This window comes from Halobellus captivus, assembly GCF_003697845.1.
In the GTDB taxonomy this organism is placed as follows: domain Archaea; phylum Halobacteriota; class Halobacteria; order Halobacteriales; family Haloferacaceae; genus Halorubrum; species Halorubrum glutamatedens.
Genome location: NZ_RDQE01000018.1, coordinates 14,828 through 33,130 on the forward strand (window position 1 = coordinate 14,828; position 18,303 = coordinate 33,130).

23 protein-coding genes are annotated in these 18,303 nt (G+C 56.2%); 8 read left to right on the top strand and 15 right to left on the bottom strand.

Going from position 1 to position 18,303, the window contains the following annotated elements; all coding sequences use genetic code 11:
• The first annotated feature begins 227 nt into the window (after positions 1 to 227).
• A complete protein-coding gene (locus EAO78_RS16175; protein ID WP_122106821.1) occupies positions 228 to 710 on the top strand; it encodes a dual specificity protein phosphatase family protein in 483 nt (160 codons plus the stop codon).
• 101 nt (positions 711 to 811) lie between these two features.
• On the opposite strand, the gene EAO78_RS16180 is transcribed toward EAO78_RS16175, so the two are convergent.
• The gene (locus tag EAO78_RS16180; RefSeq protein WP_238987741.1) at positions 812 to 2,587 is read right to left on the bottom strand and encodes an ATP-binding protein; all 1,776 of its coding nucleotides are present in this window, start codon (positions 2,585 to 2,587) and stop codon (positions 812 to 814) included.
• Positions 2,588 to 2,937: 350 nt separating this feature from the next.
• Positions 2,938 to 3,417: a hypothetical protein gene (locus EAO78_RS16185; protein ID WP_122106822.1), complete on the bottom strand. Its 480-nt coding sequence runs from the start codon at positions 3,415 to 3,417 to the stop codon at positions 2,938 to 2,940.
• Between the two features lie 194 nt (positions 3,418 to 3,611).
• On the opposite strand from EAO78_RS16185, the gene EAO78_RS16190 reads away from it, so the two are divergent.
• The gene (locus EAO78_RS16190) at positions 3,612 to 4,094 is read left to right on the top strand and encodes a GIY-YIG nuclease family protein (protein WP_162498087.1); all 483 of its coding nucleotides are present in this window, start codon (positions 3,612 to 3,614) and stop codon (positions 4,092 to 4,094) included.
• 26 nt (positions 4,095 to 4,120) lie between these two features.
• On the opposite strand, the gene EAO78_RS16195 is transcribed toward EAO78_RS16190, so the two are convergent.
• The 4 genes from EAO78_RS16195 to EAO78_RS16210 all read right to left on the bottom strand — a co-directional run bounded on the left by EAO78_RS16195 (position 4,121) and on the right by EAO78_RS16210 (position 9,384).
• The gene (locus EAO78_RS16195) at positions 4,121 to 5,695 is read right to left on the bottom strand and encodes an ATP-binding protein (RefSeq protein ID WP_122106824.1); all 1,575 of its coding nucleotides are present in this window, start codon (positions 5,693 to 5,695) and stop codon (positions 4,121 to 4,123) included.
• A complete protein-coding gene (locus tag EAO78_RS16200) occupies positions 5,643 to 6,896 on the bottom strand; it encodes a tRNA-guanine transglycosylase (protein ID WP_122106825.1) in 1,254 nt (417 codons plus the stop codon). Before EAO78_RS16200 ends, EAO78_RS16195 begins: the two co-directional genes overlap by 53 nt.
• Position 6,897: 1 nt before the next feature.
• The gene (locus EAO78_RS16205) at positions 6,898 to 7,359 is read right to left on the bottom strand and encodes a DUF6884 domain-containing protein (RefSeq protein WP_122106826.1); all 462 of its coding nucleotides are present in this window, start codon (positions 7,357 to 7,359) and stop codon (positions 6,898 to 6,900) included.
• Positions 7,360 to 7,464: 105 nt separating this feature from the next.
• Complete coding sequence (locus tag EAO78_RS16210) at positions 7,465 to 9,384, bottom strand: tRNA-guanine transglycosylase (protein WP_162498088.1); 1,920 nt, start codon at positions 9,382 to 9,384, stop codon at positions 7,465 to 7,467.
• A 142-nt stretch (positions 9,385 to 9,526) separates the two neighbouring features.
• Between EAO78_RS16210 and EAO78_RS16215 the strand changes: the two genes are divergently transcribed.
• The 3 genes from EAO78_RS16215 to queC are packed head-to-tail and all read left to right on the top strand — an operon-like array spanning position 9,527 to position 11,503.
• On the top strand, positions 9,527 to 9,994 hold the full coding sequence (locus EAO78_RS16215) for a 6-pyruvoyl trahydropterin synthase family protein (RefSeq protein WP_122106828.1): 468 nt from the start codon (positions 9,527 to 9,529) through the stop codon (positions 9,992 to 9,994).
• Positions 9,995 to 10,000: 6 nt separating this feature from the next.
• Positions 10,001 to 10,780: a 7-carboxy-7-deazaguanine synthase QueE gene (locus tag EAO78_RS16220; protein ID WP_122106829.1), complete on the top strand. Its 780-nt coding sequence runs from the start codon at positions 10,001 to 10,003 to the stop codon at positions 10,778 to 10,780.
• 12 nt (positions 10,781 to 10,792) lie between these two features.
• A complete protein-coding gene (queC, locus tag EAO78_RS16225) occupies positions 10,793 to 11,503 on the top strand; it encodes a 7-cyano-7-deazaguanine synthase QueC (RefSeq protein ID WP_122106830.1) in 711 nt (236 codons plus the stop codon).
• Between the two features lie 25 nt (positions 11,504 to 11,528).
• Here queC and EAO78_RS16230 read toward each other — a convergent pair whose 3' ends face one another.
• From EAO78_RS16230 to EAO78_RS16265, 8 genes are all read right to left on the bottom strand, one after another.
• Entirely contained in the window at positions 11,529 to 11,705 is a 177-nt protein-coding gene (locus EAO78_RS16230; protein WP_122106831.1) for a ribbon-helix-helix domain-containing protein, read from the bottom strand.
• Between the two features lie 57 nt (positions 11,706 to 11,762).
• A complete protein-coding gene (locus EAO78_RS16235; RefSeq protein ID WP_136516530.1) occupies positions 11,763 to 11,954 on the bottom strand; it encodes a hypothetical protein in 192 nt (63 codons plus the stop codon).
• 178 nt (positions 11,955 to 12,132) lie between these two features.
• Complete coding sequence (locus EAO78_RS16240; protein WP_238987742.1) at positions 12,133 to 12,372, bottom strand: hypothetical protein; 240 nt, start codon at positions 12,370 to 12,372, stop codon at positions 12,133 to 12,135.
• A gap of 77 nt (positions 12,373 to 12,449) precedes the next feature.
• On the bottom strand, positions 12,450 to 12,950 hold the full coding sequence (locus EAO78_RS16245) for a hypothetical protein (RefSeq protein ID WP_122106833.1): 501 nt from the start codon (positions 12,948 to 12,950) through the stop codon (positions 12,450 to 12,452).
• A 56-nt stretch (positions 12,951 to 13,006) separates the two neighbouring features.
• Complete coding sequence (locus EAO78_RS16250; RefSeq protein ID WP_122106834.1) at positions 13,007 to 13,336, bottom strand: hypothetical protein; 330 nt, start codon at positions 13,334 to 13,336, stop codon at positions 13,007 to 13,009.
• 123 nt (positions 13,337 to 13,459) lie between these two features.
• Positions 13,460 to 13,789, bottom strand: a complete 330-nt coding sequence (locus EAO78_RS16255) for a hypothetical protein (protein WP_122106835.1) — start codon at positions 13,787 to 13,789, stop codon at positions 13,460 to 13,462.
• Positions 13,790 to 13,863: 74 nt separating this feature from the next.
• Entirely contained in the window at positions 13,864 to 14,571 is a 708-nt protein-coding gene (gene tatC / locus EAO78_RS16260) for a twin-arginine translocase subunit TatC (protein WP_122106836.1), read from the bottom strand.
• A 34-nt stretch (positions 14,572 to 14,605) separates the two neighbouring features.
• Positions 14,606 to 14,812: a Sec-independent protein translocase subunit TatA/TatB gene (locus EAO78_RS16265; protein ID WP_122106837.1), complete on the bottom strand. Its 207-nt coding sequence runs from the start codon at positions 14,810 to 14,812 to the stop codon at positions 14,606 to 14,608.
• A 208-nt stretch (positions 14,813 to 15,020) separates the two neighbouring features.
• On the opposite strand from EAO78_RS16265, the gene EAO78_RS17975 reads away from it, so the two are divergent.
• Positions 15,021 to 15,191 carry a hypothetical protein gene (locus tag EAO78_RS17975; RefSeq protein WP_162498089.1) on the top strand — a complete coding sequence of 57 codons (171 nt, stop codon included), beginning with the start codon at positions 15,021 to 15,023 and terminating at the stop codon, positions 15,189 to 15,191.
• Between the two features lie 278 nt (positions 15,192 to 15,469).
• On the opposite strand, the gene EAO78_RS16270 is transcribed toward EAO78_RS17975, so the two are convergent.
• Positions 15,470 to 17,197: a twin-arginine translocation signal domain-containing protein gene (locus EAO78_RS16270; protein WP_122106838.1), complete on the bottom strand. Its 1,728-nt coding sequence runs from the start codon at positions 17,195 to 17,197 to the stop codon at positions 15,470 to 15,472.
• A 6-nt stretch (positions 17,198 to 17,203) separates the two neighbouring features.
• On the opposite strand from EAO78_RS16270, the gene EAO78_RS16275 reads away from it, so the two are divergent.
• Together EAO78_RS16275 and EAO78_RS16280 are read left to right on the top strand one after the other, a co-directional pair.
• Positions 17,204 to 17,392 (top strand): hypothetical protein, encoded by a 189-nt coding sequence (locus tag EAO78_RS16275; protein ID WP_122106839.1) that lies wholly within the window; start codon positions 17,204 to 17,206, stop codon positions 17,390 to 17,392.
• 50 nt (positions 17,393 to 17,442) lie between these two features.
• On the top strand, positions 17,443 to 18,246 hold the full coding sequence (locus EAO78_RS16280) for a hypothetical protein (protein ID WP_122106840.1): 804 nt from the start codon (positions 17,443 to 17,445) through the stop codon (positions 18,244 to 18,246).
• Positions 18,247 to 18,303: the final 57 nt, after the last annotated feature.

Genomic DNA, 18,303 nt, shown 5'->3' on the forward strand with positions numbered 1-18,303 from the left:
GGTGAGAGAAGGAGATGGGGGAGACACCGGGCTTCGAGTGGCTCTGCAACCCGGTTTCGGTTGCTTCCCCTCTGAACCGTCTGTTGAATGGGGACACCCGCCTTTCTATTAGCGGTTAAGAGCCGTTCTATACGGTGCTTTTCCCATCTCCTTCCTTCTCTTGGGTTTTCAATCGAAACTGGGCGGACAACTCTTATATCAGTATGGGAAAAAATGGATGTTTATAAATGATCGAGGTCATTGACGGTCTATACGTTGGTGATGAGCAGTCGTGTCGTAGAGCGTCAGGGGAGGACTGGCGTGTGGTGCATGCGTGTAAACATCCGTGCCATCAGAACGCGGTCGGCTACAAGGGGAGTCTGCCACAGGATCATCCGGAGTACCTGACGTCAAAGCGGGACGGTGATCTCTATCTGAACATAGTGGATATGGATCGGGAGCTGTCCCATGAGTTCACAGAGCCGATCGTAGCTGCTACGCTTGAGTTCGTGGAGGAGCACCTCGGTGAGAAGCAGGTGCTGATTCACTGTAACAAGGGACAGTCACGGTCACCGGCGTTGGCGATGCTGTACCTAGCGAAGCGTGCAAGTGAGATCCCCGATGAAAGTTATGCCGATGCCCGCCAGGAGTTCCAGGATCTCTATCCACGGTTCCAACCTGGCCAGGGTGTTGATGCGTATCTCCGAGACTACTGGTCGGCCTTGGAATGACGTGATACCTATCTGTTTCATCCGAACCAGTGTGTCTCACCGATCGGTTCTGGTCTGAACCTGGGTCTGTGCCCTTTATTCAGTTTCAGCTAAATTGCTAACTAGCTCGATTCGAATATCTCTGTGTCGCTGAAGTCTCTAAATCGCCTAAACTCGATCCGTTCCATCGGCAGATCTTCATCCTCCATCTGTTGCTTGAGTTCGTTCTTGACTGACTCGTTCGGACAGACGACCCAGACCTCATCGAGGCCACGGTCAAGGCGTTGTTTCGCATGCTCAATTTCCCGGTCGTTGGTACCCATTGCGACCTCGACCGCGATCTCTTTCTCATCCATGTAGACGTAGACGTCGGCGTCGAAGAGTTCGACCTTCGCGGTCCATCCGGCGAGTTCGAACACGTCACGGATCTGGTGCTGCCAGTACCGGTGGATAATCCCGCCACGGCCACGGTGTTCGATGTCTTGATCGAGTTCGTCCTCGACGTAGCTGCGGCCACGGTCAGTCAGTTCCAGCAGTTTATGATGTTCTGTTCCTTGGGTGAGGGTCCGTTCTCTTACAAGCTCGGCGTCGACGAGTTCGGTCTTCACCTGGTTCGCCTTGTAGTCGTTAGCGAACCGTTCGTACCTGTCGGTCAATGACGTGAACGGATTGTCGATGACATCCTTGAGGAGCTGGACCGCTTCATCGGACAGATCGATATCGGTGCCAGAATCACGGGGATCATCGGTCTCAGTCGGTTCGTTTTCCTTGTCCGATTCGTTCCCTACCGTCTGGCGGAAGGCGGCGGTGGTCTGACGTGGTGTGTACGGCAGCATGCTCCAGATCTCTGCCTGTAACCCGCGCAGCAGTGAGTCGAATATCGTCTTTTCCACGTCGACGTGTGTCAGGTCGACGGGGACAGGATCTCGGTTACCGACCTGGACCACGGCCTCCCCGGTATCGAACGACCGGGCGATATCGGCCTGACGTTCAGACAGGTTCATCGACTGGACCATCCCTTGGAACTGCTTTTCATCCCCGGTCGGCAACAGAATCTTGGTGTACGTGTTGGCCTTGATCGAGTCCGTCAATTTGGTGGCCTCCTGATCCGCCACCACCAGCCCCTCACCGAACTCCCGCATCTTGGCGGTCAACTCATCGATGGCCGGGATACCGGCAGCGTCCTGTCGCTCCTTGTAGACACTGAACACCCGTTTACCCTCATCTAGGAAAAAGAGGTGCCTGAGCCCGCCGCCACGGTGGTTCTGGGCAAGCCGGTACTCATAGACGTAGGCGAACAGGATCTCCATCAGGAAGTTTTGCAGGTCACGTCCCAGCCCATCGAATTCGAACACGACCTTCCGTGAGAGGAGATCATCGATTGGGTGGCCCTGGCTGCAGTCGAAGACAGCCCCGGCGGTCAGGGTCATCGCTTCTAACCGGTTGTGGACGGTGTCACGATAATCGGCCTGCTTCCGCACATAATTGATCTTTGCCTGTTCTAACAGCACCTGTAGGTCGTGGAGACTGGGATACGGCTCGGTGACTGCATCGAACAGATCGTAAAGGTCGTACAGCTCGATGATCTGTTTCATCAAGTAGTTCTTCGACCCGGAGAGCAACGCGGTGGCGTGCCCGAAGATCTCGCTGAACACCTGTGCCCACCGCCGTGGCGGCACACCGGGCGGTGGCCGCAACGGGTTGAACCGGAACTCCTGCCACGGGAGTACAAGGACTGACGGATCGCGGTGGATCAGATGTCGGTAATCCTGTTTCAGGTCAAAGCTCCAGAACGGGACCGGTACCTGGTCCATCATATTGTAGAACAATGTCGTCTTCCCCGACCCGGACTGCCCCACCGTCAATAGGTGCTGGACAAAATCCTCTGGAGAAAGCACGACCTCGTGACCGTCACCGGTGGATCCAAGTGTGACCCCGGATGACGCTGTCTTTGGATCGCTCTCGGTCGCGAACGGGTGTGCTTGGTCTCGGATCGCTACCGTGGTCAGTATTTGGACTGCCCGGCGGTTGAATACGGGATCGACCCGTACTGCGGCCTGTTGGAGCAGCTGTTGGATCCGTTCATTGTCAAGTAACTCATGCCGCTCCGCGAGCTGGACCAGGTCCTGGAGACCGGGTGAATGATTTCTGTTTCGGTCTGACCGCACCGGTACTAACCAAGATGGACAGTGGCTCTTTCCAGCTGAACGCTACGGCAGGGTTCGCTTGGAGGCGATTCCCTCGTCGGTCACTTGAACAGGTCGTCGGTATCAAGCGAACCAGCGTCGTGCTCGTACTCACTTATGCGTGATTGGACTGTGTCGTAGAACTGTTTGAAATAGGCGTCTGTCGTCGGTACAGAGAGGTCGACGGCCTCGTACGGTGTATCGATCGAGTACCGGTCATCGTGGGACTGATCGAACTTGAGGTGGAGCGTGGCATCGTCCTTGACCAAGTCATACGCGTCGTAGTCATCGGGGAGAGTGGAGAAGACGGTACCTGGGAGGTTTCGCTTGTAGTACTCCAATTCGTGGTCAGTGTAGCACGTCATCGAATACAGGTTCTCTACGTCTTGTGCGAGATCGGCGTAGGTGTCCTCCGCGATCTCTAGGGTGATGGTTTCCTCGTATCTGGTGAAGATGCTGTCCAACTCGTCAAAGGCATCATCGACGGGGCTGCTCGTAACGGTGGCTCGGATATCGTCCGGGTCAGGCTCGTCCACGTCCATACTGCGATATCACTCGAAGCGAGACTTTGTCTCTTTGGCCGTACGCTGTGGTTCTGTTGCCCTGTCGTATAGACCCGTTTCGTACAGGGAGACGTACCATCGCTCGAACGGGATTTTTATAGACTGGCTGAGATAGTCTCTTCTCGTGACCAATGGATCTGAGTTCAATCCCGACCGATGCCGGCGTCTACTGTATGTTCGATCTCGACGATACGCCAGCATACGCAGGTCAAACCAGTAATCTCCGCAGCCGACTCCGCCAACATTTCGTCCGGCAGGACTCGAGTGTCTCGAGCTACGGCCGACTCGATCCTTGGGACATTGCCACAGTCGCCTGGTGGACGACGGAGCAAACTGACCACGCAGAACAGGATTTGCTGGCGGATTTCAAACCGTATCTGAACTTTGCCGCCGAAAGCGAATCCGAGGCCCCGCAAGGAGCGATCGATACCGGAACGCCGGATGGTACCTTCGCACTCATGTCCGAGGATGAACAGGCGTTCCGTCGTCAGCCCTACAACCGGGTCAAGCAGAAAATCGAGCACATCAACCGGATGGTGGACAAGATCAAATACGCGAACCACAGTGACGATACTCGGCGAACCCTGTATGAACACAAACGGATCTTAGAACAGAACCTCCAGGAATTCCTCGGAGTTGAGGACCTCGATCACTGAAACTGGGATCCTGTTCCTGCGGAAGCCTACACCTTATCCGCTAATTCGAGCACGGGGATCGTTTTCGCATCCCCTTCACCATACGTCACTGTGTTGTTGCTGAAATCAAAGCGGATGGGTTCCCCGAGATAGGACGCTCGCTCGATTTTGGTCAGGGCGTCCAGGTCGCCAAGCTTCCAGCAGATGAACTGGTCGATATGGGTCAGCGGTGTCTCATCCTCGAAGAAATCACTGAGCTTGACCTGTAACGCCGCGTTCTGGTAGCCCTCATTGGTGTTGACGATGGCATTGACCTCTTCATCTAGCCGGAAGTCCGCTATCTCGACGGTCTCCGGTGAGCCATTCGCGCTGTACCGTTCTAACGCTGCGATGACCTCGGCCGGGTTCGAGGGGGACAGACCACCCTGCTCTTTGGTCTTAGTCAGGCGTTCTTGTAGCGAGGTTTCCTGGGTCTGGACGCTTCGTTTTTTGTCTTCGAGTTTGCGGCGGGCGATGTAGTCGTTGTACCACGTGTCCTGGCACACCTTGGTCATGAACCGTTCCAGTTCATCCGTGATAGCCTGATAGACGTCACCGGATTTGTTCCGTATCTTCTCCCTGTTGGCGGAGAGTTCGAGGTCCTGGCAGTTTGCGATGAAGAAGAAATGGAAGAACTCGTTGTCCGCACCGATGGCATCGTTGTAGCGTTCGACCTTGATGTGGTCTTTCGCCAGCCAGATACCGAACTGGGCAGAGTGTTTGCCATAGGTCGGGAGGTCATTCCGTGCCTCTTTCCCACCGACCATACCCACGACCTCGATGGTAAGTTCCCGGCCATCGTCCAGGGTGACTGTTAGTTCACGCGGTGGGAAGTGTTTACACATCCGCTCTGCGACGAACTCACCGTCAGGATCGAGGTTTTCTTCCGGGAATTCTAGCTTGTTGGACGTCTCGATATTTTCACGCGTATCGTCGATATGTGGGGACAGCGTGACCTCGATATCGAATTCGTGGAAGTCATCATCGAAGTGCCAGGCAGTCGAGCCCCCGATTGTCTTCCATTTGATGTAGTGTTCGATCTTGTTGTAGGTGAGCTGTTCAGGGTCAAATCCTTGGCCGGCTCGGAAGCCGTGGACCTCGATCCGGGTACCCGAGGTCTCATCTGTCTCCTCTGTATCGACGGAGTAGGTTGGGAGCTCTCGGTCGTTCAGTGTCTCCCACGGCTGGTCCATCACCGAAACGATCTGTGTACCGTCTTGCACGGTCTCGACACGGATTTTGTCGCTTTTGTAGTAGATCTTGGTACCGTGGCCCTTGTATCCGATCGCGTCGTGCTTGTTGGAGTTCCCAAGATCGAAAAACGATGCCAGGTCCTGTTCGTCCATTCCGTGGCCGTTGTCTTCGATGATGAGGGTGTTCCTGCCCTCCTCATCTTGTTTGATCTCGATATCGACCCAGGTGGCTTCTGCGTCGTAGGAATTCGACAGTGCCTCTCGAATGACTTCCAACGGATCCTCGAAGTCGCTTGCAATCTCGATGAACTCGTTGACCTCGTTGACTTGCGGTGTTTTATGCATAGCTTGTTTCTCCATCATCGTCGAAGTATGGCTTGATTCGTTCATTGATCAGCTTGTAGGCGAACTTGCGGAAGCCTTTCTGGTCCTTGACGGCCTCTTCAAGATACGTAGCGATCTGATCCTCGTCGGCTTCGGCGATTAGCTGGCGGAATTGGCGTAGCTCTCGTTGCTGGATCGCCAGGTTGTGGGCTGCGACAGAGCCTAGGATGTCTTTCTGATATAGGTCATCCAGCCTGTTCCGCATCCGGTCGCGGTGCAGTCCGTCATTACAGATCCGGCAGTCACAGGCATGGAGGTCTGCTTCCTCGACCGGAACGGTCTCGAACAGGTTGACACAGTACTTGCCGTTCACTGCCTGGTGGAGATAGGAGGCTGAATCGAAGGAGTCAGCCCCGACCGCGACCAGTAACGGCATCGCGTTCCCCGAGATACCGAACACGTGGAGCGGCAGGTCGTTGTATCCGCGTTGCTGCATCTCCCGTCGACAGTCAGAGACTGCCTCGATCAGGACCTCGACGTTGTCCTTGCGCGGGACGAGGCTTCCCAGTCCAATCCCGTCGAAGACTTCATCGATCGGTTGGCCCAGCTCATCCTCGATAGCGTCGAAGGACCGTTCAAGCATAGCCTCGTAATATCCGTGAACGGTCACATAACACGCACCGTCGACCTCGTCTCGGCGTTCTGCGAGCCGACCAGCGTTGGCAGCGGTCTTTTCCATCTTCTCGAGCCGTTCTTCGAACTCGTCGTCCGGATGGATCGGGTGATCAAGGTTGACGACGATATCTGGTCCGAGATCTAGCTGCATGTCCAACGCCTTGTCCTGGTCGATGTCCTTCTTGAAGTCCTCGCCTTCCAGCTCACCGTCCTGTTTCAGGATCTTATAGCCGCCCGAGTCAGCGAAGATCATACCGTCGTAGTCGCTGAACTTGTCCCACTCGCGAATCTCGTTACCGAGGTACTCCTCGAGTTTCTTCTCCCTGATCCCGTAGTCCGTCAGGGAGGAGATCGAGGTCATAACGCCGTGGAAGAGATCGCTGTAGTCTTCATCACCGGTGGTCGGTGGATGGTTGACAATGAACTCCTTGACCGTCCTGTGGATCCCACCGCCGAACAGGGCCGGTTCGTTACCGCCTCCGTAGAAATTGACGACAGGGAACAGGTGAGGCGTCTCCAGTGTTCTGTCGTTGATCTGGAGCTGGCCTCGTCGTGCCTCCCCTGCCTCAGCGATAACGTCGAACGACACCATGTCAGTCACCGTGTACTGGGAATGACTGGCCGGTCGAGACCAGATGCTTCAGCTGTTTGCCTTTCATCCCGATGCCACAGCCCTCGATATAGTCGACAGGGACATCAACAGCGCCCTCGAGACCATCAACAGCAGGCAAGTAATCCTTCCCCAGATTGATCCATACGTTCTCGTATCCCTCTCGGGTTACGTGACTTGCGATTGTGTTGACGACTTCATCATTGAGTTCCTCGGCCCGTTCTGTGTCCATCCGCTGGTCATAATACCCAATCTCCTCGTCAGGTTCGACAACACCATGCTTCGCTGATATAATTATGATGTCAAGTCCGGGTCGGAACTGGCCCGCGCGCAGCGCCTTATTGATGATCCTGAAGAAGTAACCATCGTACAAATCGAGGGCAGGCACGGCTGTCTCGACGTTTTGCTTTGTAGCCGAGCATGACTGAATGAGTAGAGATGCCATGGGTTTCCTTGATCAAGGGAGCAGACCGAGACCTAATGAAAGTATCGGAGAACAGAGGGAGAACCCCCGACGGTCTCCATCGATTCCGGTGACGATGCGTCCGCTCTAGCTCATCGACGTGTCAAATCGGTCGACGAGTTCGTCGATGTTTTCGCCTCTGAAGTGCTCGGTCAACTGGAGTGCACGCGGCTCGGATGGATATATCTCACCACGACCGTACCGGGTGAACGCTTCCTCGATGGCCTTGCGGTACGCCTTGCTGGTCGTGTAGGCGAGGATGTGATCAAACTGCTCACCGTACTGGTCCAGATACTTGGCCAGGCGGTTCGCAACGAGGTCAACTTGGTCCTCGTCTGCAGTGGTGAGGACGTATTCGTAGCTCATCACCGGTTCTACCGTTTCCTGTGCTTCGGGTACAGGTCCGTACAGTCCTGAGAGAGAAATCTTGTGGTAGCTTTCCTCGTACTCGGTGAGTCGGGAGATGACGGCTTGGTGTGTGCGGGAGTCGGAGTACGGTTTCTCTTGGCTGCACGGCAGAATCAGCAGTACTGATGCATCACTGGGTGGCTGGTAGCTGTCGTACTGGAGAATATCGAAGTCGTTTGGCCCGTGTTTCAACGAGATGGTCCGTTTCTCCTCCTGCTCATCGTCGATATCGTCGTAGAAGCTGGAGAGTTTGGTCTGGAAGGTTTCTGTGTCCGGCCCGGCCACAAGTGCCTCGTAGCCAAGGTCAGCAAGCTGTTCACGGAGTTCCGGGTTGTGGAGCTGTGCCCGGTTCAACCCTTTCTCGACGATGTTTTTGCCCTGGGCGAAGTCAGCGACCAGTTCGAGCAGTCCATCGTTGTCGATAGCGTCGCGGACGTCCTGCATCTGGCGGCTGTATAGTTCGAAATTGTGGTGAGCAATTTGGGCGTAGTACTCGCTTTTGAAATGAGTGCCGTGCTCGCCTTCGATTGGTTTGTACTTGACATCGGATTCCAACAGGGCATGCCGCATATCATCGATATAGATGTCTTGGCACGCCTGACAGCTACACCAGTTGTCCCAGTCCTCGATTTGATCCAGCTTCGTGCGTTTCCACGTCTTTGGATGGATGAAGCTCTTGTTGCGGGCGGCTTTGAGGTAGTTCGCTGAATCGAAGGTATCGACACCGAGCAATGCGAGGAGCGGACACAGTCGGCCGCTGATACCGAAGACGTGAAGCGCGATATCGTCGTAGCGGTCCTCGGGTATCGCGTCTTTCGCACCTTGGACGATATCGACGAGGACATCGGGAGAATTACTGAGCGGGACGAGTGACCCGAGTGCGAACCCTTCGAAGGCTTCATCGAGTTCGTCCGCCCGGTCCAGGAACCGGCTGACGTACCAGTGGACATCCTCGTAGCTGTGACCGTGAATCGCCACGTAGACGGACGGAGTTTCCTCTAAATCCCATTCATCCAGTTTTTCGGGGTCATTGAGCATCTGCAGGCACTCGACTGCGTTGTCGATGCTCTTTTTCATCCGTTCCGTGGCTTCGTCCTGGTTCAGGTTTTGTGGAATCGGGAAGTCCAGTGTGGCGATGATGTCAGCCCCGTAGTCCAGCTGGAGTTCCAAGATGCTCTCTGGGTTTGTGTAGATGCCCCAGTCGTTCTCACTGCCACCTTCTTCCGGTGGCTGGCCGAACGTGGTCGAGTTCATCAGCTTGAATCCGCCAGAGTCCACAAACAGCGGCTGGTCGAACCCGGGTTCCACATCGCTTTCCTCGAAATGTTGTTTGAGCGGCTTCTCACGCCAGTCCGCCAGGTTGTCCGGAGTGAGATTGTAGTCCAGGAACGTCATCGTCTGGAACATGATTCCCTGGACACTGTCGCTCTCGAAGAGATACCGGCGGGCGTACCGCCAAATTCCACCTGATTTTGGCGTGGTTCCTCCGATAATGTTCGCAACAGGGAGAAGCGCAGGGGTCTGAATCTGGCCCGCAGGCGTGTCTATAACGCCTCGGCGACCATATTCATCCTTTTCGAGCGTCCTGAATGCAGACATTAAATACCTGTGTAGTACTTCTGTGTGAGACCTCAATTAACCCTCCGCTCTCCTAACTGTCATATCCTGAACCAATATGCCTGGGAGGGGCTACCTTCAGCGAGTGGTTCAAGTTTAAGTATGACCCAAGTAATCTCTGAGTATGGCTCAACGTGCCCTCGAAGAACACTCTTTGTCCTCACAGGATCTTACAGAGGACGAACGGACCCTACACGTCGGCCAGGACCGGCCGATCCGTATCAGCACAGGCCACCGCATCCTGCACCACGACGGGAAGTGTAGTCGCCCACACGGCCACAACTATGCGGTCACTGTCGCAGTGACCGGAACCTTGACCGAGGACGGCTGGGTGGTCGACAAAGGCGACATCACTGATATTATCGCTGACTGGGACCACCGGTTCCTGCTCGAAGAAGGCGATCCTCTGATCGAGGCGTTTGACACCAGCGGGGACAGTGATGCCGTCGTTGTCCTGGACCACCCACCGACAGCCGAAGTGATGAGCCTCGTCCTCGAACAGCGTCTCCGACAGGGCTTACCCGATACCGTGAGCGATGTCACTGTCGAAGTACAGGAGACCGGTGAACTCGCAGCTGGCGGCCCACGGTAACAGCGTATGCCGGTCAACGCTGATACGGATGTCGACGGAAACCTGGACGACGTGGACACGGCGGGGTCGCTCCCGATCAACGAGCTGTTCTACTCGTTACAAGGTGAGGGAAAACTAGCCGGTGTGCCGAGTGTCTTCATCCGGACGAGTGGCTGCAATCTGCGGTGTTGGTACTGTGATTCCTACCACACCAGCTGGGAACCGACCCATGCCTGGCTCGACCTCGAGTCCGTCGTCGACGAAGTGAAAGACCACGATGAGGCAGACCACGTCGTGGTGACCGGCGGTGAACCACTGATCCACGATGAGACAGAGGAACTGCTGGACCGGCTCAGTGCCGCCGGGTACCACACAACCGTCGAAACCAACGGCACGATCTACCCTGACGCGTCGATCGATTTAGCGAGTATCAGCCCCAAACTCGCAAGCAGTACACCGACCCCGGAGAAAGATCCGAAAGAGGACGGCCAGTGGGCGGGTCGGCATGACGAACGACGGATCGATATCGATGTCCTGTCCCAACTGGTCGAGGACTACGAGTTCCAGTTGAAATTCGTCATCACGGACCGGGACGATATGCCGGAGATCAACCAGCTGGTAGACCGGGTTCGGACGTCGACAGATGCTGTGGTCCGAGACTCGGATGTATTGTTGATGCCGGAGGGGGCGACACAGGAACGATTGAACGAGACGCGGGAACTGACTGCAGAGATGGCCCTGGAGCACGGCTACCAGTACACGCCACGGCTCCAAGTCGATCTCTGGAACGACGCACCAGGAACATAGAGACATTCAACGATGACGACTGCAACCAACGAGAAACGGAACGGAGCTGTTGTCCTTGTATCGGGTGGTATGGATAGTGCGACGGCAGCGTTCGAGGCGAAACACAGGGGTCATGACCTGTACTTTCTCCACACATCGTACGGCCAACAGACCGAATCCAAGGAGCTCGACTGTGCCCACCAGCTTGCCGAACGGATGGATGTCGCTGACTTCCTCCACATCGAGACCGACCACCTGGCCCGGATCGGAGCCTCCAGCCTGACCGATGACAGTATCGAGGTCAACGAGGTAGACCTCGACAGCGATGAGATCCCGTCCAGCTATGTTCCGTTCCGGAACGCCAACCTGCTCTCGATGGCGGTTTCGTACGCCGAGGCGAACGACTGCGAAGCGGTCTACATTGGAGCACACAGCGAGGACTACTCAGGGTACCCGGACTGCCGCCCCGAGTTCTTCGATGCGTTCCAGCAGGTCATCGATGTCGGGACGAAACCGGAAACCTCGATCGAGCTGGTGGCCCCATTCGTTGACTGGAGCAAGACAGAGATAGCGGAACGGGGCCTGGAACTGGACGTCCCGTACGAGGTCACGTGGAGCTGTTACCGGGATGAGGCACCGGCCTGTGGCACCTGTGATGCCTGTGCCTACCGGCTCAAAGCCTTCCAGGAAGCCGGCGTCGAGGATCCGATCGAGTACAAGGAACGACCGAGCTATAGCGACTGACCCCGAGTGGGTCTCTTACAGGGGGTCATTCGTCAGGCTCGAGGCGGCCGTGGCGTGCATCGATCTCATCGAGCATATCGAGTGCCTTCCGGATTGAGGCTCTGATGGCGTCACTGCGGTTCACGAATTTCTTGTCGTCGCCGACGTGCTCGTCGAGGTCTGCGAGGAGTTCATCGGGAATCTCCACGCTTATCTTGGCCATACCGGAGTGTTCTCTTGTGAATACTTAATTCCCGGATCCAAGCGGACGGGAAGGGTGTCAGTCGTAGGTATCGTGGAGGTTGAGGTCGCCTGTCTCAACGGCTTCGAGCACGTCGTAGGCTGGATTCTTGTACAGGACTTCATCACAGTCTTTGCAGGCAGTGTAGAGACTGCCGTGTTGGTCCCAGTAGTCGGTCCGTTGGATGACCGTGCCTTGGTACTGTCCGTAGTGTCCGCCTTCGTACTGCATGTGGTCGAACTCGGTTCCACCGCATTCGGGGCAAGGATCGGTCATCCCGTCCCAGTCGTCTCGTTCGATGTACTCGATCTCCAGGGTGTGATTCTCAGGGAGGTGGAGGTCGTACTGTTCGATGTACCGTTCATCGTCATTGTTGCGTTCGATTGTGTATTCACCTCAGGGTATTCCGTTATGGCCAGTTCTCTGGGAGGATGTTCTCGTACCCGTCCTCGAGGACCTCGATGGTGTGGTCGTAGTGCCACTTGGGGAAGTACTCGAACACCTTGTACTGCGGTCCACCGTCGTCGTAGGTGACATACAGCCGGTCGTGCGGTGACTGGTCGCGGTACAGGTCGCGGTCGATGGTGTACTGCCAGGCAACATCGTCCTGGATCTGTTCTTCCAGGGTCCGGCCGAACTCATCGACCAACCGATCATCGTATCGGTCGCTGTCACTACCCGTCTGGTACCCCGTCTTCCTGTCCTCGTTGACAGGCGATCACCCTGCTACAGGTCGGTGAACCCGGCCAAGGCGGCCTGGCTGTATTCGTTGATGTGGGTTTGGTCTGCCTGCTGCTCGTAGTGGTTCAACCAGAACTCCTCAGGGACGGTCTCGATGGCGAGGTCGTCGTAGACGTTGTCGACGAAGTACTTGTCCCGGTCTTTCTTGATCCCGTACCGCAGCTCGCCCAGGGCTCCTGCTTGGGCATCGTCAAGGTCGGGATCGTTGCACAGTGGTTCGGGCTGGTCATCGGGGTCAAGCGGTGTCCACTCATCGAGGTACGTTCGGAGACTGTGCCGGTACGCCTCCTCGAAGTCCTTTGTGGTGTACCGTCTGTCCTTGCTGGCAGGTTCGAGGTACGCAACGGTCTCCGGCCAACTTGCGTATGAGATACGCTCATCCAGCGGTGTCTCGATAATTTGTTTGAGCCGTGCCTTCCGCACATCGGTGTAGAGCTCATTGCCCGGGTCAGGTGCGTACTCCTTTGTCGGTTCGTGGACCACCACTGGGTCTGAAACTGCCCGGTACGTCTTGACGGCAGCAAGGTCACCGTAGTCAAGGACTATCGGTATCCACCCTCGATGATGTCGACCTCATCCCAGCCGATGGAAGCACACATGTAGTGGTCGTGGTCGCGTTCGACGATGTCCCCGACCGACATGCTCCGCACCTGCTGGCTGAGGAATTTCTCTGTTTCGTACCCGCTTCCACGGTTCCACTCCCGGTAGATCTCATTAAGGTCATCGGCCTCGACCTCAGCAACCGGGTCATACAGCTGATCGAACTCCGTGTAGCTCAGCGTCTTTGGTGTTTCAAGGTGGTACTCGTGGAACCGGTCACGGGCGTCGACGTTGTCCTCGTCATCCCATTGCAAATAGTAGATCTCTGGCATCGCAGATGATTCACCTGACTGTCCCACCAAGTGGAGAGGTAGATGGTTACACGTCAGGTGACACCGGGTTTCCGTTGAAGAAAGGAAGACAGCGGAGTGAACGACCGGCCCAAGATGTCGGGATCAGGACGCGTCGTCCGTGTCGCCTGTGAACTCGGCCTCACCGTTGAGACGCCCTGCAGTACCGTTGATCGCATAGATGAGTGTCGCTGCCACCTCGAATGCTTCCTCCCGTGAAAGCCGATCGAGCGGTCTCGTCACGAACTCTTCCCCATCCTCGTTCACACCGGTGATCGGGATGACAGAATACGCATCATCGCCCATCGTCCCGTCAAGGCGGACGAAGATCGTCGGATCAGCATCGTAGATCCACTCGATATAGTACTCGTCGTGGATCTCTTCGGTCCATCCCGACGGGTAGTACTCGATATACTCAGTCTCACTCTCAGGCATTGTCCTTGTCTGAAGGACACGTATGGAACCGGTTAAAACCATTCGTCTCTGCTTCTCTCGACGGTTCCCGGACCTCAATCCTCGATCCGGCCGACCAGCCAGATACTCACCTGATACAGGCCGATGACCGGTCCAACGATCAGGACCTGTGTGAGGACGTCGGGCGGTGTCGCAACGGCCGCAACCACCAGGATTGCGACGATGAAATGAGACCTGTACCGACGCATCTGCTCGCTGGTGAGAAGACCAGCCATCCCGAGGACAGCAGCGATGACCGGCAGCTGGAACAAGGCACCGGTCAACGCCGAGATCCGGAGCACGAAACTGATCGTCGCCTGCAACCCCCAGACCGAGGCCACATCGGCCGAGGCAGTAAACGACTGGAAAAACTGCAACGCATTCGTCGCGATGAACTCGTAGGCAAAGACGGACCCACCAAGGAACAAGATGTAGGAAAACGGCAGGAAATTCCGCACCGTCCTGTACTCCTGATCTCGCAAACCTGGCTTGGCGAACCGAAGCACCTCGAACAACAGGACCGGAACAGCCACAATCACCCCGATCAACAACGCGATCATCACCTGAGTATACAACGCCTCATACGGCACAAACGCATTCAGCGGAATAACAAGATCACGCTGCAACCACGACAGGACACGACCAGAGACGAGGAACCCGCCGATCGCGGTCACGGCGAAGACGACGACACTGTATTTCAACCGCTGTCGTAACTCCTGCAGGTGATAGTCAAGACTATGCGGATCATCCGATGCATGAGCCATTCCGAGATCAACTCACTCCATGACAGGGCAGTCCTCAGCCTGCCTTCGCGTCCTCGACTTCCGAGTCAGCATCAGGCACGGCATCCTCGTACTCCTTTTTCGCCTCAGAGACTGCCTCCTTGTACTCATGCTTCGACCGACCCAAACTCCTGGCCAGCTTCGGCAACTTCTTCGGCCCCCAAAACAGCACGACAAGACCCGCGCCAATCAGGAGCGCCTCATTCAATCCAACTAAACTCATCGTCTATACATAATGTGACACTTGGATATTATATATCTTCAGTCATCGATGTCGGCAGAACCGACATCTGCCTCCGCCACAACAACGAGAACCTATTCATCGCCAAATGCAAATTCTGAAAAGGGCCACAAGGCTACCGTGATGCTATCGACCAGCTGCTCGGCAATCTCACCGTCCGCGACACCCACGCCGCCGCCATCATCTTCTCATGACGCCAGAACTTCACCGCCGTCCAAGACAAAATCCAGCAGGAACCCCGAATCACGACAACTATAACACCACCCTCACCACCTTTACCGACTATGATGTCTATCGCTTCGAACAAAACTCCGGCACACCGGGCAAAATCGCCGTCAAAGCCATCGACCTCGCCACATAGAATATCTCGTACAGATTCACTACGTCATCCTATCTGTGACGTCGGTGACTGGGTGTATTCTGCGATTGTTGCGTAGCAGAGGGTGTAGAAGGCGATAAAAAGTGGATAGTCAAGTCTAGCTCGTCTTCAATGACGTCGTCGTATGTCCTTGCTTTGCGGCGTTGGCAGATGATTTCGTGCATAACGGTGCTGAAGATGCCGTCGAAGAAGGTGGAGATGAGGTGGTGTAGATTCTGCTGCTGTGACCGGTTCTTGCCCGGAAAAAAGAGAGTCCCGTGTTACAGCCGGTAGAGATTCCCGCCGTACTGCGTCGCCAGTTGCCAGTCCTTGTTGGCGGCCTCCATGGTCTCAACGTACCACCGGAACCTCCCCGAACTCGCAGTAGCGTCGCCCTCGCGGATACGCTCGATATTCGCGCCGTCGATGGCGGCCTCCCAGTATGGGTTACCGTTCTCGCTGTCCACGCGGTTCAGCGCGAGCATATTCTTCTCCGCGGGGGCCACCCCGAGGTCGAGGCGGTCGCGCAGCGTCCCGCTCGTCTCCACCTCGAAATACCAGTTGTCGCTGGTGTGGTCCCCGAGCGTGTTGCCGGGGTCGTACACTAGTTCCGCCCGGTTACCCGCGTCGCTGAAGTACCCGTAGCGAACCACCACGTTCGACTTCGCAGCAGCTCCCCCCGGCTCGAACTGCATCACCGCCGCAGGCCACGACTGCGTTTTCATCGACTGGGATCCGGTGTCGAGCACGGCAGTATTCCCTGCCGACGCGCCCGTGTTGAACCGCAGAAACGGGTGCTGGAAGAATGTGGGGTTGATGGAGATGCTGCCGTTCGTGCTGTTATCACGCAGCCCGAGAGCCGACAGCGTGTGTGCTGTCGTGAGGTTGTCGAGCGCGTCGAACAGGTTGCCGAGGCCCGCACGGGGAGAGCCTGAACCCTTGTGGTCGCCCACGACCTCGAACTCGGTGATCGGGGAGGTGATGCGCGACTTTGCGAGCGCACCGGAACCCTGGATAATCGCCCGTCCGTAGGCGTCTTCCTTCTCGATGATGCAGTTCTCCATCATATGAACTCGGTCCCAGTTGTTCGCCTCAATGTGGTAGTTCTTCCCCGACACCTCGACAGCGGTGCCTGCAAACTCCATCCGCGACCGGATGATGTTGTTATGCTTGCCCCGGATGTCCCATCCGAGGTCGTCCTCCGTGAAGTCTGCCGTCGCCGAGTAGTACGGGCAGAGGAAGAAGTTCTGGTCTACGGTGTTCGTTTTCGAGTCGCCCAGCAGGTAGCCCGTTCCGCCGTTGCGGTTCTCGACCTGCCACTCGGCACCGATAATTACTGCCGGGGAGAAGAACATATTGGTGTTCGACCAGTTGTTCTCCGCCTCCATACGGATGCCGGGGCTGTTGAAGATGTGCGGGCGGTACACCGTCGAGTTGCGTAGGTCGTTGAAGTATAACCCCCACGTCAGCACGCCGTGCTCGTCTTTCACGTACAGATTGTCGAGATACATCCGCTCAGCGCCACCCTCGGGGAGGTGGATCGCCGCCGTATCCGAGAAATCGCTGCTCGGCACGAGAGTCGGGCGGCCCTCGGTCTGCAGTACGAAGTCGCTTTCCGTCGGGAGGTCTACCTGCTGCTCCCAGTCGAGTGCGAAACCGGGGTCGGGTAGGATTATTCCTGCTCCTGACACGCGATCAGTCAGCGCGTCGATGAGGACTTGAGCATCGTTCTCTCCGCTGAGCGTGCCGAGATAGCGACCAGAGGTGTCGTGAATGCGGTCGTTATTTAGGTTCTCCGCAGTTACCGATGACGTATTGATTGAGCCAACATCGCTGATATTGTTACCCTGAAGGTCGAGTTCGCCTTGGGTACCGACTGAGAAATTATCGTTGTAGCTGAGCGGATTGTTGGATTCGATATCTAATGCGGCAGCCGATGGCATCATCGCGGCAGCCCCTAATGCCGCCCCGCCGCCGGCGATGGCTTTCATGAATTTGCGGCGGCTCATCCCGGAGTGCTCGGCTTCGTCCCGGATCTGGTCGTGGACTTCTTTGATCTCCTCGTCGACAGCGGCAGAATCAGTACCGTCCTGTCGCTTTTCCTCTTTGAGCTTCTGGAGTTCGTCTTCGAGTTCGTGGATGCGTGCTTTGAGGTCTTCAGAATCGTTGTCCGCCTGTTACCGACCAAACATTTATGTAGGTAGCTTGGTATTTAATGGTTCGGTCCTTTTCCCCCGAATTTCGGTGACTGATTGTGAGGACGATTCCTGACCTCCGGGTATGGCTCATCCTGGGCTTTGTCTTGGGATGTGTGCCAGTAGCATCTGCAGCAAACGTAACGATTGAACAGGGCGACACGTTCGGCCTACCGAACAGCAATACCTCCATCACCTGGGGGTACGAGCAGACGTTCAACATCTCCCAGCTGGCCGGGTACAATGATACCTTGGGTATCGGTGAGCGGAATATCTCGATTTATGCGGACGACGGTGGGAGTGTGAATGTGACTGTGTTTGACTATAATGTGTCTCGTCCGGTGACTGAGGCACAAGACTTTCTCACGTTCCAGGTTGAGCCGAATGATACTGCGGATAATGTCGTTTTCCGTATCAATGGGTTCGCAAGCATTGAGGCGGGCAGTTATCGCGTTGATCGTGGAGGGACGAGAGTAGCACAACGGTACAACGGCGGTGTGTTGTCCTGGACTGACGGCGGGTGGACACGGGACAATATCACTGTCCGGTATGATAGAGAAGAGGAGGATGAGGAGGATGATGCCGGGGGTGGCGGTGGTTCCATTTCTGTCGATCCGTTCTGCCGGGGGGATGCTGTGGTCAAGAACCAGCATTCGTGGTTCACAGACAAGGCCCGGTTTGTGATGGATGGTTTTGACAGCCGGATGGGGCTGGACCACATTGAAATATCAACCGAGCGGAACGTGTCCGGCTTCGAGCTGTGTGTTCAGCGACTCGATACTGTCGTGGTCGATCCACCGTCCGGTGGCGTCTATGCCTACTACCATTCGTCTTTAGCTAAGACTCGCACCTCGGTTGCGTAGCGGTAGCGAGTGTCTCTTGCAGGATCGGTCGTTGCTTGTGGATCTTCTGCGCGTCGT

Bases quoted from the DNA above. Each gene is read 5' to 3' on its own strand.
- EAO78_RS16175 (WP_122106821.1), top strand. From the start codon at position 228: ATGATCGAGGTCATTGACGGTCTATACGTTGGTGATGAGCAGTCGTGT.
- EAO78_RS16185 (WP_122106822.1), bottom strand. From the start codon at position 3,417: ATGGACGTGGACGAGCCTGACCCGGACGATATCCGAGCCACCGTTACG.
- EAO78_RS16190 (WP_162498087.1), top strand. From the start codon at position 3,612: ATGTTCGATCTCGACGATACGCCAGCATACGCAGGTCAAACCAGTAAT.
- EAO78_RS16195 (WP_122106824.1), bottom strand. From the start codon at position 5,695: ATGAACGAATCAAGCCATACTTCGACGATGATGGAGAAACAAGCTATG.
- EAO78_RS16200 (WP_122106825.1), bottom strand. From the start codon at position 6,896: ATGGTGTCGTTCGACGTTATCGCTGAGGCAGGGGAGGCACGACGAGGC.
- EAO78_RS16205 (WP_122106826.1), bottom strand. From the start codon at position 7,359: ATGGCATCTCTACTCATTCAGTCATGCTCGGCTACAAAGCAAAACGTC.
- EAO78_RS16210 (WP_162498088.1), bottom strand. From the start codon at position 9,384: ATGTCTGCATTCAGGACGCTCGAAAAGGATGAATATGGTCGCCGAGGC.
- EAO78_RS16215 (WP_122106828.1), top strand. From the start codon at position 9,527: ATGGCTCAACGTGCCCTCGAAGAACACTCTTTGTCCTCACAGGATCTT.
- EAO78_RS16220 (WP_122106829.1), top strand. From the start codon at position 10,001: ATGCCGGTCAACGCTGATACGGATGTCGACGGAAACCTGGACGACGTG.
- queC (WP_122106830.1), top strand. From the start codon at position 10,793: ATGACGACTGCAACCAACGAGAAACGGAACGGAGCTGTTGTCCTTGTA.
- EAO78_RS16230 (WP_122106831.1), bottom strand. From the start codon at position 11,705: ATGGCCAAGATAAGCGTGGAGATTCCCGATGAACTCCTCGCAGACCTC.
- EAO78_RS16235 (WP_136516530.1), bottom strand. From the start codon at position 11,954: ATGCAGTACGAAGGCGGACACTACGGACAGTACCAAGGCACGGTCATC.
- EAO78_RS16250 (WP_122106834.1), bottom strand. From the start codon at position 13,336: ATGCCAGAGATCTACTATTTGCAATGGGATGACGAGGACAACGTCGAC.
- EAO78_RS16255 (WP_122106835.1), bottom strand. From the start codon at position 13,789: ATGCCTGAGAGTGAGACTGAGTATATCGAGTACTACCCGTCGGGATGG.
- tatC (WP_122106836.1), bottom strand. From the start codon at position 14,571: ATGGCTCATGCATCGGATGATCCGCATAGTCTTGACTATCACCTGCAG.
- EAO78_RS16265 (WP_122106837.1), bottom strand. From the start codon at position 14,812: ATGAGTTTAGTTGGATTGAATGAGGCGCTCCTGATTGGCGCGGGTCTT.
- EAO78_RS17975 (WP_162498089.1), top strand. From the start codon at position 15,021: ATGACGCCAGAACTTCACCGCCGTCCAAGACAAAATCCAGCAGGAACC.
- EAO78_RS16270 (WP_122106838.1), bottom strand. From the start codon at position 17,197: ATGAGCCGCCGCAAATTCATGAAAGCCATCGCCGGCGGCGGGGCGGCA.